The following is a 14,790-nucleotide window of genomic DNA, read 5'->3' on the forward strand; positions in this document are numbered from 1 at the left end:
GCAATCTCAAATGACTATGTGATTTCTCGCATGGCCACTTGTGATGCTGATAATCTTTGTGACTATCAGTCCGTACTCACAAGCACCCACACGAATTGCTTGATTCGATTTGTTAAAGAGCGTTTGGTTAAGAGCTTTTCGTCTCAACCGAGGCGCGCATTCTACGCTTTCCTCATTTGCTGTCAAGCGTTTATTTTGAAGCTTTTTGCGAGAAACTCGTTTAGCCTCAAACACTTGACTCGCTGCGATCTCTCGTAGCGGGAGGCGAATCATACAGCGTTTAGAAGCGCTGTCAACCATCATCTCAGCCGCTGGCGATCATTCGATCGTAGCCCTTTCAACTTCGCCCTGACTACCTAACCCATTGAATCTCAAGGAGTTTGTCGTTCCGGCGTCGCTGGAAGTGGGGCGCATTATAAGGGGATTCGAAACCCCGTCAACCCTTAATTTCAAGAAACTTTAATATCGCTGAAAAACAAAGCGGGGAGGCCTGTCGGCCTCCCCGCTTCTATATAGCTACACCTACCGACTATCACTCAGCCTTGAGGGTAACCCGGGCAAACGACTTCTTGCCCGCCTGACACACATGGGTTGCACCCAGCGCAAACACGAAGTCACGATCGACCACCGCACCATCAACCTTGACCGCACCACCACTCAGCAAATCACGCGCCTGGGCCGAGTTCTTCACCAGGCCAGCCCGATTCAGCACGGCAGCAATTGGCAGGCTTTCAGCCGCAGCCACTTCGACCTCCGGCAGATCTTCCGGCAACTCGCCCTCCTTCATGCGGTTACCCGCGGCACGGTGAGCATTGGCCGCAGCCTCTTCGCCATGGAAGCGTGCAACGATCTCTTCCGCCAGCTTGATCTTGATGTCGCGTGGATTTGCGCCATTGGCGACGTCGGTACGGAACTGCTCGATCTCTTCCATGGAACGGAAGCTCAGCAGCTCGAAGTAGCGCCACATCAGGGTATCCGGGATCGACACCAACTTGCTGTACATAACCCCCGGCGCTTCCTGGATACCTACATAGTTACCCAGCGACTTGGACATCTTCTTCACGCCGTCGAGCCCTTCGAGCAGCGGCATGGTCACGATGTTCTGCGCCTCCTGGCCATAGGCGCGCTGCAGTTCACGCCCCATCAGTAGGTTGAACTTCTGGTCAGTGCCACCGAGTTCGACATCAGCCTTCAGTGCCACCGAGTCATAGCCCTGCACCAGCGGGTACAGGAACTCGTGGATGGCAATAGGCTGGTTGGTGGTGTAGCGCTTGTCGAAGTCATCGCGCTCGAGCATGCGCGCCACGGTGTACTGCGACGCCAGTCGAATGAAATCAGCCGGAGTCAGCTTGTCCATCCAGGTGGAGTTGAATGCAACCTCGGTCTTGGCCGGGTCAAGGATCTTGAACACCTGCTGCTTGTACGTCTCGGCGTTTTCCAGCACCTGCTCGCGGGTCAGCGGCGGGCGCGTGGCGCTCTTGCCGCTCGGGTCGCCGATCATGCCGGTGAAGTCACCGATCAGGAAGATGACCTGATGCCCCAGATCCTGGAACTGGCGCAGCTTGTTGATCAGCACCGTGTGCCCAAGGTGCAGGTCAGGCGCGGTCGGGTCGAAGCCGGCCTTGATGCGCAGAGGTTGGCCGCGCTTGAGCTTCTCCACCAGTTCCGACTCGACCAGTACTTCTTCCGCGCCGCGCTTGATAAGCGCCAGCTGCTCTTCAACCGACTTCATAGACAAACCCGCAAGGCTCAGATTCAGGGGGAGCCAACCATACAAGATCGGCCGTCAATTACAAGTTTCGCAAAGGAATGTGACCCGAGCCCGGGCTTGCGGCGTCTACGCGCCCTTGCGTGAAAATGGTTTTGGTTATATTTTATACAGTTATTTCATCTTCATCATGTCATTCATCTTTTCCATTTCACCTTTTTCAAAGTCACCTTGCCCATGACCAACGAACCGCCTAAAGCGCCCCCGCTTTATCCGAAAAGCCATCTGTTGGCCGCCAGCGGCATAGCCGCCCTGCTCAGCCTGGCCCTGCTGGTGTTTCCTTCCAGCGAAGTGGAAGCCAAGAAAACCACCCTCAACCTCGAGCTGGAGAGCCCTGCCGAGCAGTTGAAGGACGAATCCCGCGCTGCGCCCCTGGTGCAGGCAGAAGGTGAGCAAGGCTCACCATTCGCCCAGATCGAAGAGGCCGCCCCCGAGACCCAGAAGGCCGAGCAGGAAGCCCCTGCGGCCGAACCGGTCGTCGAAGCTGCCAAGCAGCCCAGCCACCGCGAAGTCACCGTGGCCCGTGGCGACACCCTGTCCACACTGTTCGCCAAGGTCGGCCTGCCGAGCAACGCGGTGCACGACCTTCTGGCCAGCAACAAGCAGGCCAAGCAGTTCAGCCAGCTCAAGCATGGTCAGGTGCTGCAGTTCGAGCTTGACAAGGACGGCCAGCTGGCCAGCCTGCACAGCAAGGTCAGCAACCTCGAAACCATTCGCCTGACCAAGACCGACAAGGGCTATACCTTCAACCGCGAGATCAGTAAGCCGGTTGTGCGTACCGCCTACGCCCACGGCGTGATCAAAAGCTCGCTGTCGGCCTCGGCCCAACGTGCCGGCCTGTCCCACAGCATGACCATGGACATGGCTCGCGTGCTGGGTTACGACATCGATTTTGCCCAGGACATCCGCCCGGGCGATGAATTCGACGTGGTCTACGAGCAGAAGGTGATGGACGGCAAGGTCGTCGGTACCGGCAACATCCTCTCCGCGCGCTTCACCAACCGCGGCAAGACCTACACCGCCGTGCGCTATACCAACAAGCAGGGCAACACCAGTTACTACACCGCAGATGGCAACAGCCTGCGCAAGGCATTCATCCGCACCCCGGTCGACTTCGCCCGCATCAGCTCGCGCTTCTCTGCCGGCCGCAAGCATCCGATCCTGAACAAGATCCGTGCCCACAAAGGCGTCGACTACGCCGCCCCACGCGGCACTCCGATCAAGGCAGCCGGTGACGGCCGCATCGAACTGGCCGGGCGTCGCGGTGGTTACGGCAATACCGTGATCATCCAGCACGGCAACCGCTACAAGACGCTGTATGGCCACATGCAGGGCTTTGCCAAGGGCATCAAGACCGGCAGCTCGGTCAAGCAGGGCCAGATCATCGGCTACATCGGTACCACCGGCTTGTCCACCGGACCGCATCTGCACTACGAGTTCCAGGTCAACGGTGTGCACGTTGACCCGCTGAGCCAGAAAGTGCCGATGGCCGACCCGATTGCCAGGAACGAACGCCAGCGTTTCCTGCAGCAGAGCCAGCCCTTGATCGCCCGCATGGATCAGGAAAAGGCCACCCTGCTCGCAGCGAACAAGCGCTAAGCACATGGCGCTATACTTGGGGGTGATGTCCGGCACCAGCCTCGATGGCCTGGACATTGTCTTGATTGAACAAGGCGAGCAACTCGAACTGCTCGCCACCCACTACCTGCCCATGCCCGGCGACCTGCGCCAAGAACTGCTGGGCCTTTGCAGCAGCGGCCCTGACGAGATCGCCCGCGCTGCACTGGCGGAAAACCGCTGGGCCAGCCTGGCAGGCGAAGGCATCTGCCAACTGCTGGCCAGGCAAGGACTGCCGGCCGGAGCCATCCGCGCCATCGGCAGCCACGGCCAGACCATTCGCCACGAACCTGCACGCGGCTTTACCGTGCAAATCGGCAACCCGGCGCTGCTGGCCGAGCTTACCGGTATCAGCGTGGTAGCCGACTTCCGCCGCCGCGATGTGGCCGCCGGCGGACAAGGTGCGCCACTGGTGCCGGCCTTCCATGAAACCCTGTTCAGCCATCTGGGCCAGCGCCTGGCAATTCTCAACGTGGGCGGCTTCAGCAACCTCAGCCTGATCGAACACGACAAGCCAGTCCACGGCTTCGACTGCGGCCCGGGCAACGTGCTGCTGGATGCCTGGATCGAACGCAAGCGCGGCCAGGCCTACGATGCGGATGGGGCTTGGGCTGCCTCGGGCTTGGTGCAAGCCGACTTGCTCAGCGCACTGCTGGCCGACCCGTTCTTCGCCGGAATCGGCCCGAAGAGCACCGGTCGCGAAGTATTCAACCTGTCCTGGCTGGAAGGTCACCTGGCCCGCCTGCCCGCTTACCGCGACGAGGACGTACAGGCAACTTTGCTGGAACTGACCGCACGCAGCATCATCGACTCGTTGAGCAACGCCCAGCAAGGCACCGAAGCGCTGCTGGTCTGCGGTGGCGGTGCGCGCAACGGCGCCCTGATGGCACGCCTTGGCCAGTTGCTGCCCGACGCCCGTGTCGCCAGCACCGGCGTCCATGGCGTGGACCCGGACTGGGTCGAAGCAATGGCCTTCGCCTGGCTGGCCCACTGCTGCCTGGAAGGCATCGCTGCCAATCGGCCTAGCGTGACAGCGGCCAAGGGCCTGCGCGTACTCGGCGCAATCTACCCGGCCTGAACGTTACGCCAGAAAGCAAAACGCCGCGCAATTGCGCGGCGTTTTCGTATGGCCAGGCCTCAGATCGAGAACGAGGATCCGCAGCCACAGGTGGTGGCAGCGTTCGGGTTCTTGATCACGAAGCGCGAGCCTTCCAGGCCTTCCTGGTAATCCACCTCGGCGCCGGCCAGGTACTGGAAGCTCATCGGGTCGACCACAAGGGAAACACCTTCGCGCTCGACGATGGTGTCGTCTTCGGCCACGTCCTCATCGAAGGTGAAGCCATACTGGAAGCCCGAGCAGCCGCCACCGGTGACGAACACGCGCAGCTTCAGACGATCGTTGCCTTCCTCGGAAACCAGGTTCTTCACCTTTTGCGCAGCGCCGTGGGTGAATTCCAAAGCGGTGGGGGTGAAGGTTTCGACGCTCATGTTGATTCTCCCGGCGTGGTAGCCGCCATAAAACTCGATGACGCGCATTATCCGCTTTCCCGAGAAAATCGGTCAAGAATTGTGCGGCTTTAGTCGCGACCTACAAAAAGGCCCGCACGACGCGGGCCTTTTTGAACGCTGGCGGCTTACGGCAGCAGGCCCGCGTGTGACAAGCCCATGCGCTCATCCAGGCCGAACAGGATGTTGAGGTTCTGCACCGCCTGGCCGGACGCGCCCTTGACCAGGTTGTCGATCACCGACAGCACCACCACCAGGTCACCACCTTGCGGGCGATGAACGGCAATGCGGCAGACGTTGGCGCCGCGCACACTGCGGGTTTCCGGGTGGCTGCCAGCCGGCATCACGTCGACGAACGGTTCATCGGCGTAACGCTTCTCGAACAGCGCCTGCAGGTCCACCGAGGTGTCGGCGACGGTAGCGTACAGGGTTGCATGGATACCACGGATCATTGGCGTCAGGTGCGGCACGAAAGTCAGGCCGATATCCTTGCCAGCGGCCAGGCGCAGGCCCTGGCTGATTTCCGGCAGGTGGCGATGGCCCTTCACTGCGTAGGCTTTCATGCTTTCGCCGGCCTCGCAGAACAGCGAGCCCACCGCCGCACCACGGCCAGCGCCGCTGACACCCGACTTGCAGTCGGCGATCAGGCGCGACGGGTCGGCCAGGCCAGCTTCCAGCAGCGGCAGGAAGCCCAGTTGGGTGGCGGTCGGGTAGCAACCCGGCACAGCGATCAGGCGTGCCTGGCGAATCTTCTCGCGGTTGACTTCAGGCAGGCCGTATACCGCGTCCTTGAGCAGCTCTGGCGCACCGTGCGGCTGGCCGTACCACTTGCCCCACTCGGCGGCGTCCTGCAGGCGGAAGTCGGCCGACAGGTCGATCACCTTGGTACCGGCCGCCAGCAGTTCGCCAGCCAGGGCGTGGGCAACACCGTGCGGGGTGGCGAAGAACACCACGTCGCAGGCGGCCAGGGTCTTGCTGTCCGGCACGCTGAACGCCAGCCCGTCATAGTGGCCGCGCAGGTTCGGGTACATGTCCGCCACTGCAACGCCCGCCTCGGAGCGAGAAGTGATGACCGCCACTTCGGCCTGTGGATGCTGTGCCAGCAGACGCAACAGTTCGACGCCGGTGTAACCCGTGCCGCCGACGATACCGACCTTGATCATAACGCTTGCCCCTTATCAACGAGCCGTCTGGAAAGCGCACGATAATAGGGGCGCAAGGCGCCTGTAACAACTCTTCGGGTGACCCTTCGGGCGCTTGACCACTACTATCTGACGACCGTGAATACCTGAAGGAACTCCCCCATGCTTTACCTATGGATCAAAGCGCTGCATATCGTCAGCGTGGTCTGCTGGTTCGCCGGCCTGTTCTACCTGCCGCGGCTGTTCGTCTACCACGCCCAAAGCCAGGACAGCATCAGCCAGGAACGCTTCGTGACCATGGAGCGCAAGCTGTTTCGCGGCATCATGAACCCGGCGATGATCGCCACCTACGTGTTCGGCGCGTGGATGCTCTATCTCACGCCCGGCTGGCTCAGCCAGGGCTGGCTGCATGCCAAGCTGACCCTGGTCATCCTGCTGACCGTCTACCATCACATGTGCGGCGCCCAGCGCAAGCGCTTCGCCAGCGGCAGCAACACCCGCAGCCACGTCTACTATCGCTGGTTCAACGAAGTGCCCGTGCTGTTCCTGCTGGGTATCGTAATTCTGGTGGTGGTCAAACCGTTCTGACATAGCCACCCGCTCAAGGAGCCTTGCCATGTCGTTACCTGCCTCCCTCGAACAACGCCTGCGCCTGCCCGTGGTTGCCGCACCGATGTTCCTGATCTCCAACCCCAGGCTGGTACTGGCCTGCTGCTCCAGCGGCGTGGTCGGCAGCTTCCCGGCCCTGAACCAGCGCGACAGCACCGGCTTCAAGGCCTGGCTGGAGGAAATAGAGGCAGGCCTGGCACAGCTGCAGGCGCCAGCACCCTATGCCGTCAACCTGATCGTCCACCCGACCAACCCGCGCCTGCAGGCCGACTTGGCGTTGTGCGTGGAACACCGCGTGCCGATCGTCATCACCAGCCTCGGCGCGGTGAAGGAAGTGGTCGATGCCGTGCATGGCTACGGTGGCCTGGTGTTCCACGATGTCACCACCCGCCGCCATGCCGAGAAAGCCGCCGAAGCCGGTGTCGATGGCCTGATCGCCGTTGCTGCAGGCGCAGGCGGCCATGCGGGCACCTGGAGCCCGTTCGCCCTGGCCGCGGAGATCCGCCAGTTCTTCGACAAGACCCTGCTGCTGGCCGGTTGCCTCAACCACGGCCACGAGATCCTCGCCGCGCAAATGCTGGGTGCGGACCTTGCGTACATGGGCACCCGCTTCATCGCCACCGCAGAAAGCCAGGCCCCGAGCGCCTACAAGCAGATGCTGCTCGATTCCCATGCCGCCGATATCGTCCACACCCCGGCGGTGTCCGGCGTCCCCGCCAGCTTCCTGCGCCCGAGCCTGGAACAGGCCGGCTATGACATGAACGCCATCAAGGGCGGCCATGAGCAAGGCAAGCTCAAGCCGATCGACGACGAAGCCAAGGCCTGGAAGACCGTGTGGTCGGCGGGCCAGGGGGTCGGCGGTATAGACGACCTGCCCAGCGCCAGCGCGCTGATCGGACGGCTGCATGACGAGTACCGGGACGCCCTGGAACGCTGCCAGGCCCTGCGCGCCCGTACCTTGTAGCAAAAGGCAACACCTTGACTGGCCAAGCTGTACACTAGGCGCCCTCTTCAGCCCCCAGGAGCCTTGCATGACCCGTTACGCCATGATCACTGGTGCTTCCAGCGGCCTGGGCCTCGCCCTGGCGGAAGCCCTGGCGCGGCGCGGGCGCAACCTGATCCTGGTGGCTCGCCAGCGTGAAACGCTGGAGCCGGTGGCCATCGAACTGACCCAACGCTTCGGTGTCGAGGTGCTATTCCGCGCCTGCGATCTCAGCCAACCGTTACGCCTGTCAGGCTTCGTGCTTGAACTGGAGGAAGGCGAGCGACGTATAGACCTGCTGGTCAATTGTGCCGGCCTGCGCACCTACGGGCCATTCCTGGCCCATGAGTGGGCGGACGAGCAGGACTTGCTGGAAGTCAACGTGCTGGCCCTGAGCCGCCTGTGCCACGCCATCGGTAACCTGATGGCCGTGCAGGGCGGCGGACAGATCCTCAATGTCGCGGGCCTGGCCGGGGTGGCGCCTGGCCCGTGGATGGCCGCCTATGCCGCTAGCAAGGCCTATGTACTGAGCTTCTCCCAGGCCTTGCGTGAAGAACTCAAGCGCACCGGCATCAAGGTTTCGGTACTGTGCCCCGGCCCGGTGCGCTCCTCGCGCCGACGCATTCCGCGGCTGGATGGCAAGCCACGCTGCCTCAGCCCTGAGGAAGTGGCGCTGTACACCGTGCGCGCGCTGGACAAGAACCGCGCACTGATACTGCCCGGCCGGCGTAATCGCTGGCTGGCGTTCGCCCCGCGCCTGCTGCCGCGTTGGCTGGTGCGCAAGCTGGCCGGGGCCATCCACCGCCGCTATTGCCCGGTCGGCATGGAATAGCCACTGGGCGAGCGGCGCCCGGCTGAGTACACTCGGCCCGACCCTCACCATGGAGTTAGTGCTGTGGACGATCTATTCCTCAAAATCATCAACCGGGAAATACCGGCGGATATCATCTATGAAGATGACCAGATCCTGGCCTTCAAGGACATTGCCCCTGCGGCACCAGTACATTTTCTGGTCATCCCGAAAAAGCACATCCGTACCCTCAATGACCTGACCGAAGAGGACAAGGCCCTGGCTGGCCACCTCCTGTTCACCGCCCAGCGCCTGGCCGTCGAGCAAGGCTGCGAGGAAGGCTTCCGCGTGGTCATGAACTGCAACCCGAAAGGCGGCCAGACCGTCTACCACATCCACATGCACGTGCTTGGCCAGCGCCAGATGCACTGGCCACCGGGCTGATCCACGGCAAGCGACCCTGCCACTATTGCGGTAAACTGTCGGGCACATTCTTGCGGAGGTGCCCGATGGCTACCGAACGTCACTACTCGCCGCTCGACCGCTTGTTGCTGCAGGCCGATACCGCCATGCGCACCTTGCTGCCCTTCAGCGGCCAACCCGCCCGCCCTTCGCCGGCCATCGTCCAGCCGGACGTCGACCTTGACGAACAGCAGGCCCGCCATGTTGCCGGGTTGATGCGTATCAACCACACCGGTGAAGTCTGCGCCCAGGCGCTGTACCAGGGCCAGGCCCTGACCGCCAAGCTGCCCGAAGTGCGCAAGGCCATGGAACACGCCGCCGAGGAAGAAGTGGACCACCTGGCCTGGTGCGAACAGCGCATTCGCCAACTGAACAGCCACCCCAGCGTGCTCAACCCGTTGTTCTACGGCATGTCGTTCGGTATCGGTGCACTCGCCGGGCTGGTCAGCGACAAGGTCAGCCTTGGCTTCGTCGCCGCCACCGAGCATCAGGTGTGCAAGCACCTCGACGAGCACCTGGAGCAGATTCCGCAGGAAGACGAAAAGTCCCGGGCCATCCTCGAACAGATGCGCGTCGACGAGGAACAGCACGCCGAGTCTGCACTGGAAGCCGGCGGTTATCGCTTCCCTGCCCCAGTCCGTTTTGGCATGAGCCTGTTGGCCAAAGTCATGACCAAGAGTACCTACCGTATCTGAAGGCATCACCATGACGGACCGTTTCGACGCCAAGGACCTGGCGCGCGCCGTGCAAGCCGGCATTCTCCAGCCGGGCCAGGACCAGGCCCTGCTGGCGTTCCTGCGCCAGCGACCAGCACAGCGTGGCAGCTTCCAGCTGGCCCATGTCGCGTTCTACTTCGGCGCCATGCTGATCATGGCAGCCATGGGCTGGTTGCTCACCGAAGCCTGGATGCGCATCGGCGACTGGGCGCTGCTGCTCATCGCCAGCCTCTATATTCTGCTGCTCACACTGTTCGCCGTTAACCTGCAACGGCGCGTACAGCCCGTCGCGGCCGGGGTGCTGGCGGCGGTGGCGGTCAGCATCGTGCCGTTGGCGGTGTTCGCCATCGAACGGCTGGTCGGCTGGTGGCCAATGGATGATGCGCAGGCGAACTATCACCAGTACTACACCTACGTGCAGGGCGGCTGGCTGGCAATGGAAGCAGCCACGGTACTTGCCGGGCTGTTGATGCTGAGGCTGATCCCCTACCCGTTTATCGTCATGCCGATTGCCGTCGCCCTGTGGTTCATGTCAATGGACTTGAGCGAATGGTTCTTCGGCTCGCCATTCAGCTGGGAACAGCGCCGCGAGGTTTCGCTGTGGTTCGGTCTGGGCTTGCTGGTGTTTTTTGTTGGTGTGGACGGCCGCACCCGCGAAGACTATGCCCACTGGGGCTACCTGGCCGGGCTGGCGGCATTCTGGGGCGGGCTGACGCTGGTGGACAGCGGCAGTGAGTTGGGCAAGGCCCTGTACTGCCTGATCAATATTGCCCTGATGGGTATGGCGGTGCTGTTGCGCCGGCCGGTGTTCATGGTGTTCGGGGCGTTGGGTGTGGCGGCTTACCTGGGGTACCTGTCGTACGAGGTGTTTGCCGACTCGCTGCTGTTCCCGGTGGTGGTGACCCTGATCGGGCTGGGGGTTATCGGGCTGGGGCTGGTTTACCAGAAGCGGCGGGAGCGGTTGAGCCGGGTGATGCGCGATTGTTTGCCGGGATGGGTGCGGGCTGCGCTGCCGGCGCTTCGCAGCTGAAATTGTTGGGGCCGCTCTGCGCCCCATCGCCGGCAAGCCAGCTCCCACCTCGACCGCATTGACCTCAAGCCATGTGCTATCCCTGTGGGAGCTGGCTTGCCGGCGATGGGCTGCAACGCAGCCCCCAAAATTTGCTGTTCAACCCAGCTCTACAATCTCGTACCCGTGGGTAATCTCAACCCCGGCACGCTCGAGCATGATCGAAGCCGAGCAATACTTCTCCGCCGACAGCTCCACCGCACGCTTGACCTGGGCTTCCTTCAGCCCACGCCCCTTCACCACGAAGTTCATGTGGATCTTGGTAAACACCTTCGGGTCTTCGCTGGCACGCTCGGCCTCCAGGAACGCCTCGCAGCTTTCCACCGCCTGGCGCGACTTCTTCAGGATGCTGACCACGTCAAAGCTGCTGCAGCCACCCAGGCCCAGCAGCAGCATCTCCATCGGGCGCACGCCCAGGTTACGGCCACCGGCATCGGGCGGGCCGTCCATCACGACGACATGGCCGCTCCCCGATTCGCCGAGGAACATCGCCTCACCGGCCCACTGGATACGTGCCTTCATCTACCCGGACTCCTGATTTTCGGAAAAGGGTGTCAGCTTAGACCTTGTACGGCTGTGGGAAAAGCACGAGTCGTGTCGGTTTAGTACCGAAACATCCTGTAGTGTCTGATAAGCTGGCGCCAAATGACTGGCGCGTTCCGCCAGCCGACCTTTATAAAAAGCCTATGCGTCATATCGAACAGGATTTCGTGATGGTTGCTTCCGCCCTACCCGCCAAGATCAAGAACATCGACAAGCTGCTGGTGCACTGCCAGCGCCGTCGCTATACCGCAAAAAGCAACATCATCTGCGCCGGCGACCGGGCCGAGACACTGTCGTTCATCATCAAGGGTTCGGTCACCATCCTCATCGAGGACGATGACGGCCATGAAATGATCATCGCCTACCTCAACAATGGCGACTTCTTCGGCGAGCTGGGCCTGTTCGAACCAGTCGAAGGTGAACAGCAGCGCAGTGCCTGGGTGCGCGCCAAGACCGAATGCGAAGTGGCCGAAATCAGTTATGAGAAATTTCGCGAACTCGCGCGCCAAGACCCGGAAATCCTTTATGCCTTGGGCAGCCAGATGGCCCAGCGCCTGCGCAACACCACGCGCAAGGTCGGCGACCTGGCGTTCTTCGACGTTACCGGGCGTGTCGCACGTTGCCTGCTGGAGCTGTGCAAGCAACCCGACGCCATGACCCACCCCGATGGCATGCAGATCAAGATCACCCGTCAGGAAATCGGCCGCATCGTAGGATGCTCGAGGGAAATGGTCGGCCGCGTCCTCAAGGACCTTGAGGAACGCAGCCTGGTGCAGGTCAAAGGCAAGACCATGGTGGTCTACGGTACCCGCTAGTCTCTGGGCAGGTCGGTCAGCACCTTGGCATAGGCCTGCGACAGCCGCTCGAACCATGGGGCCGCGGGCGCCACTTCGTGCAGGGCGATGTGCGCATCGGCGCGGCAGCGCTGCTCCAGTTCGCAGCACTCATTGAAGCGGTTGACCGCAGCCACCATCGAATCACGCTCGTTGTCCAGCAGCAGCGCACCGTGCACCAGCACCACCGGGCGCTTTCCACCCAGCCCCTGGCGCCAGCGCTGGGCGGTGCCCACCAGTTTGCGGCCATTGAGGTTGACGTTGTAGCGGCCATCGCAGAAGGCACCGTCGATTTCGCCCACCGACGCCACCCCGCCCCACTCGCGCAGCACGTCGCATAGCGGCAGGCACAAGCGCTCGTAGGCGTTTTCGATACGGCCGTGGTCTCCTTCGCTGCGGGGGGCAACATAGACCAGGGCTACGTTCACCGTGGAGTGTGACTGCGGCACCGGTTCGCCGCCGGTTTCGCGCAGCAGCACCGGCCAGCCGGCAATCGCCAGCTCCGCGCAGGCGGCTTCGAAATTGTCCAGACGGCTCATGCGCCGGGGCATGACCAGGGCGTGGTCGGTCGGGCGCCAGAACAGCACGCCACTGTCGCACTCCCCGCGGCAGACGGCGGCCAGCAATTCCTGTTCGGCGTGCAGGCCTTGTTCTACGGTCAGGGCCAGGGGTTGATCGGTCATTGATCCACCTTTGATGTTGTTATTCAGGGCCTCTTCGCGGGCACGCCCGCTCCCACAGGGATTACCACAGACCCCGAGGGTGATGGAAAACCTGTGGGAGCGGGCGAGCCGAAGCGTCCGACCGCCGCGAAGGGGCCATTACAGACATACAAAAAAGCCGGCAATAACGCCGGCTTCATTTGATCAGTCCAGTTGCTGAACAGTCTTCTTCACCTGTTCCGGGAAGAACAACCGCTGCAGCTCCAGCCCCGGCTGCTCGGCGCGCATGAACGCCTCACCGACCAGGAAGGAGTAGACCTCATTGATCGCCATCAGCTCCACATCGGCCCGGTTCAAGATGCCGCTCTCGGTAATCGCCAGGCGATCACGCGGAATACGCGGCAGCAGGTCGAGGGTGGTTTCCAGGCTGACCTCGAAGGTGTGCAGGTTGCGGTTGTTCACCCCCACCAGCGGTGTATCCAGGGTTTTCAACGCGCGCTCCAGCTCATCGCCGTCGTGCACTTCCACCAGCACGTCGAGGCCGACATCCTTGGCCGTGGCCGCCAGTTCGGCCATCTTCACGTCATCCAGCGCCGACACGATCAGCAGTACACAGTCCGCGCCCAGGGCCCGGGCCTCGACGATCTGGTACGGGTCGACCATGAAGTCCTTGCGGATCACCGGCAGCGACACCGCCGCGCGGGCCTGCTGCAGGTACTCGTCGGCGCCCTGGAAGTAGTCCACATCGGTCAGCACCGACAGGCAAGTCGCCCCGCCCTTCTCGTAGCTGACGGCGATTTCCGCCGGCACGAAATGCTCGCGAATCACGCCCTTGCTCGGCGAGGCTTTCTTGATTTCGGCAATCACCGCCGGCTGCTTGCGCGCGGCTTGCTCGATCAGGGCCTTGGCAAAGCCACGCGGGGCGTCGGCAGCCTTGGCCAGGGCCTCCAGTTCGGCGAGGCTGACGCGCGCGCTGCGCTCGGCCACTTCCTGAAACTTGCGGGCAATGATCCTTTCCAGCACCGTCGGCACACTCATGCTTCGTTCTCCACCTTGAATACTGCAGTAAAGGCACCCAGCTCCTGCAGCTTCTCCCAGGCCAGCCCGGTGTGCAGTACGTCGTGGGCCAGTTCCACACCGGCTTTCAGGCTCATGGCATGGTCAGCGGCATACAGCGCCGCGCCCGCATTGAGCACGATCATCTCGGCGGCCTTCTGGCCGTTTTCGGTCTTGCGTCGGCCCAGTGCATCGCGGATCAGCTCCAGCGACGCCTGCGGGTTCTCGACGGCCAGGCCGTGCAGGCTCTGGCTCTTCATGCCTAGGTCTTCCGGCTCTACCCAGTATTCGGTGATTTCGCCATTCTTCAGTTCGGCGACGAAGGTCGGTGCAGCCAGGCTGAACTCGTCCAGGCCGTCTTTCGAGTGCACCACCAGCACGTGCTTGCTGCCCAGGCGCTGCAGCACTTCAGCCAACGGGCGGCATAGGGTCTGGGCGAATACACCGACCACCTGGTGCTTCACCCCGGCCGGGTTCGTAAGCGGGCCGAGCATGTTGAACAGGGTGCGCAGCCCCAGGTCGCGACGCGGGCCGGCTGCGTGCTTCATGGCCGAATGATGGCTTTGCGCGAACATGAAGCCGATGCCCAGGCTGTCGATGCAGCGGGCTACCTGGGTGGGCGTCAGGTTCAAGTAGATGCCGGCGGCTTCCAGCAGGTCGGCACTGCCGCTCTTGCCCGACACCGCCCGGTTACCATGCTTGGCCACAGTGCAACCTGCCGCCGCCAGGACAAACGACGAGGCGGTGGACACGTTGAAGATGTTGGCGCCATCACCGCCGGTACCAACGATATCGACCACGCCATCGAGGCTTTGCAGTTCGACCTTGTCAGCCAGCTCGCGCATCACCGACACCGCACCGACGATCTCGTCGATGCTTTCGCTCTTCATGCGCATGCCCATCAGGAAGGCGCCGATCTGCGCTTCGCTGCACTGGCCGGTCATGATCTGGCGCATGACGTCGCGCATTTCTTCGGTTGAAAGGTCCAGCTGGCCGACGATACGGCTCAACGCACTCTTGATATCCATGTTCGAT

The 14,790-nt window shown here is 62.5% G+C and carries 16 protein-coding genes; 9 read left to right on the forward strand and 7 right to left on the reverse strand.

Annotation, left to right across the window (positions count from 1 at the left end; translation table 11 throughout):
- Positions 1-532 precede the first annotated feature (532 nt).
- Positions 533-1,732, reverse strand: a complete 1,200-nt coding sequence (gene tyrS, locus ACLCGK_RS12185; RefSeq protein ID WP_013970622.1) for a tyrosine--tRNA ligase — start codon at positions 1,730-1,732, stop codon at positions 533-535.
- A gap of 213 nt (positions 1,733-1,945) precedes the next feature.
- On the opposite strand from tyrS, the gene ACLCGK_RS12190 reads away from it, so the two are divergent.
- Both ACLCGK_RS12190 and ACLCGK_RS12195 read left to right on the forward strand, forming a co-directional pair.
- Positions 1,946-3,367, forward strand: a complete 1,422-nt coding sequence (locus tag ACLCGK_RS12190) for a peptidoglycan DD-metalloendopeptidase family protein (RefSeq protein WP_015268742.1) — start codon at positions 1,946-1,948, stop codon at positions 3,365-3,367.
- Between the two features lie 4 nt (positions 3,368-3,371).
- The gene (locus ACLCGK_RS12195; protein ID WP_410952076.1) at positions 3,372-4,463 is read left to right on the forward strand and encodes an anhydro-N-acetylmuramic acid kinase; all 1,092 of its coding nucleotides are present in this window, start codon (positions 3,372-3,374) and stop codon (positions 4,461-4,463) included.
- A gap of 59 nt (positions 4,464-4,522) precedes the next feature.
- Here the strand turns inward: ACLCGK_RS12195 and erpA are convergent, their stop codons facing one another.
- Together erpA and argC are read right to left on the reverse strand one after the other, a co-directional pair.
- Positions 4,523-4,873, reverse strand: coding sequence for an iron-sulfur cluster insertion protein ErpA (gene erpA / locus ACLCGK_RS12200; protein WP_015268740.1), 351 nt, complete (start codon positions 4,871-4,873; stop codon positions 4,523-4,525).
- 146 nt (positions 4,874-5,019) lie between these two features.
- Entirely contained in the window at positions 5,020-6,054 is a 1,035-nt protein-coding gene (gene argC, locus ACLCGK_RS12205) for an N-acetyl-gamma-glutamyl-phosphate reductase (RefSeq protein WP_025337480.1), read from the reverse strand.
- A 141-nt stretch (positions 6,055-6,195) separates the two neighbouring features.
- Between argC and hemJ the strand changes: the two genes are divergently transcribed.
- From hemJ to ACLCGK_RS12235, 6 genes are all read left to right on the forward strand, one after another.
- Positions 6,196-6,621: a protoporphyrinogen oxidase HemJ gene (gene hemJ, locus ACLCGK_RS12210; protein WP_003258833.1), complete on the forward strand. Its 426-nt coding sequence runs from the start codon at positions 6,196-6,198 to the stop codon at positions 6,619-6,621.
- Positions 6,622-6,649: 28 nt separating this feature from the next.
- Positions 6,650-7,606 (forward strand): NAD(P)H-dependent flavin oxidoreductase, encoded by a 957-nt coding sequence (locus ACLCGK_RS12215; protein WP_410952077.1) that lies wholly within the window; start codon positions 6,650-6,652, stop codon positions 7,604-7,606.
- 67 nt (positions 7,607-7,673) lie between these two features.
- Positions 7,674-8,456, forward strand: coding sequence for an SDR family NAD(P)-dependent oxidoreductase (locus tag ACLCGK_RS12220; protein ID WP_085618970.1), 783 nt, complete (start codon positions 7,674-7,676; stop codon positions 8,454-8,456).
- A gap of 63 nt (positions 8,457-8,519) precedes the next feature.
- Positions 8,520-8,858, forward strand: coding sequence for a histidine triad nucleotide-binding protein (locus ACLCGK_RS12225; RefSeq protein ID WP_085705561.1), 339 nt, complete (start codon positions 8,520-8,522; stop codon positions 8,856-8,858).
- A 65-nt stretch (positions 8,859-8,923) separates the two neighbouring features.
- Positions 8,924-9,571 (forward strand): 2-polyprenyl-3-methyl-6-methoxy-1,4-benzoquinone monooxygenase, encoded by a 648-nt coding sequence (coq7, locus tag ACLCGK_RS12230; RefSeq protein ID WP_003258825.1) that lies wholly within the window; start codon positions 8,924-8,926, stop codon positions 9,569-9,571.
- 10 nt (positions 9,572-9,581) lie between these two features.
- Positions 9,582-10,622, forward strand: coding sequence for a hypothetical protein (locus ACLCGK_RS12235; protein ID WP_015268737.1), 1,041 nt, complete (start codon positions 9,582-9,584; stop codon positions 10,620-10,622).
- Between the two features lie 138 nt (positions 10,623-10,760).
- Here the strand turns inward: ACLCGK_RS12235 and ACLCGK_RS12240 are convergent, their stop codons facing one another.
- Complete coding sequence (locus tag ACLCGK_RS12240) at positions 10,761-11,183, reverse strand: OsmC family protein (RefSeq protein WP_410952078.1); 423 nt, start codon at positions 11,181-11,183, stop codon at positions 10,761-10,763.
- A 191-nt stretch (positions 11,184-11,374) separates the two neighbouring features.
- On the opposite strand from ACLCGK_RS12240, the gene crp reads away from it, so the two are divergent.
- Entirely contained in the window at positions 11,375-12,019 is a 645-nt protein-coding gene (gene crp, locus ACLCGK_RS12245; RefSeq protein WP_012270218.1) for a cAMP-activated global transcriptional regulator CRP, read from the forward strand.
- Here the strand turns inward: crp and ACLCGK_RS12250 are convergent.
- From ACLCGK_RS12250 to trpD, 3 genes are all read right to left on the reverse strand, one after another.
- Positions 12,016-12,720, reverse strand: coding sequence for a biotin/lipoate A/B protein ligase family protein (locus ACLCGK_RS12250; protein WP_410952079.1), 705 nt, complete (start codon positions 12,718-12,720; stop codon positions 12,016-12,018). The genes crp and ACLCGK_RS12250 overlap by 4 nt on opposite strands.
- 183 nt (positions 12,721-12,903) lie before the next feature.
- Entirely contained in the window at positions 12,904-13,737 is an 834-nt protein-coding gene (gene trpC, locus ACLCGK_RS12255; protein ID WP_410952080.1) for an indole-3-glycerol phosphate synthase TrpC, read from the reverse strand.
- The gene (trpD, locus tag ACLCGK_RS12260; RefSeq protein WP_013970609.1) at positions 13,734-14,783 is read right to left on the reverse strand and encodes an anthranilate phosphoribosyltransferase; all 1,050 of its coding nucleotides are present in this window, start codon (positions 14,781-14,783) and stop codon (positions 13,734-13,736) included. Before trpD ends, trpC begins: the two co-directional genes overlap by 4 nt.
- Positions 14,784-14,790 lie beyond the last annotated feature (7 nt).

Source organism: Pseudomonas sp. S1(2024) (assembly GCF_046557535.1).

Bases quoted from the DNA above. Each gene is read 5' to 3' on its own strand.
- tyrS (WP_013970622.1), bottom strand. From the start codon at position 1,732: ATGAAGTCGGTTGAAGAGCAGCTGGCGCTTATCAAGCGCGGCGCGGAA.
- ACLCGK_RS12190 (WP_015268742.1), top strand. From the start codon at position 1,946: ATGACCAACGAACCGCCTAAAGCGCCCCCGCTTTATCCGAAAAGCCAT.
- ACLCGK_RS12195 (WP_410952076.1), top strand. From the start codon at position 3,372: ATGGCGCTATACTTGGGGGTGATGTCCGGCACCAGCCTCGATGGCCTG.
- erpA (WP_015268740.1), bottom strand. From the start codon at position 4,873: ATGAGCGTCGAAACCTTCACCCCCACCGCTTTGGAATTCACCCACGGC.
- argC (WP_025337480.1), bottom strand. From the start codon at position 6,054: ATGATCAAGGTCGGTATCGTCGGCGGCACGGGTTACACCGGCGTCGAA.
- hemJ (WP_003258833.1), top strand. From the start codon at position 6,196: ATGCTTTACCTATGGATCAAAGCGCTGCATATCGTCAGCGTGGTCTGC.
- ACLCGK_RS12215 (WP_410952077.1), top strand. From the start codon at position 6,650: ATGTCGTTACCTGCCTCCCTCGAACAACGCCTGCGCCTGCCCGTGGTT.
- ACLCGK_RS12220 (WP_085618970.1), top strand. From the start codon at position 7,674: ATGACCCGTTACGCCATGATCACTGGTGCTTCCAGCGGCCTGGGCCTC.
- coq7 (WP_003258825.1), top strand. From the start codon at position 8,924: ATGGCTACCGAACGTCACTACTCGCCGCTCGACCGCTTGTTGCTGCAG.
- ACLCGK_RS12235 (WP_015268737.1), top strand. From the start codon at position 9,582: ATGACGGACCGTTTCGACGCCAAGGACCTGGCGCGCGCCGTGCAAGCC.
- ACLCGK_RS12240 (WP_410952078.1), bottom strand. From the start codon at position 11,183: ATGAAGGCACGTATCCAGTGGGCCGGTGAGGCGATGTTCCTCGGCGAA.
- crp (WP_012270218.1), top strand. From the start codon at position 11,375: ATGGTTGCTTCCGCCCTACCCGCCAAGATCAAGAACATCGACAAGCTG.
- ACLCGK_RS12250 (WP_410952079.1), bottom strand. From the start codon at position 12,720: ATGACCGATCAACCCCTGGCCCTGACCGTAGAACAAGGCCTGCACGCC.
- trpC (WP_410952080.1), bottom strand. From the start codon at position 13,737: ATGAGTGTGCCGACGGTGCTGGAAAGGATCATTGCCCGCAAGTTTCAG.
- trpD (WP_013970609.1), bottom strand. From the start codon at position 14,783: ATGGATATCAAGAGTGCGTTGAGCCGTATCGTCGGCCAGCTGGACCTT.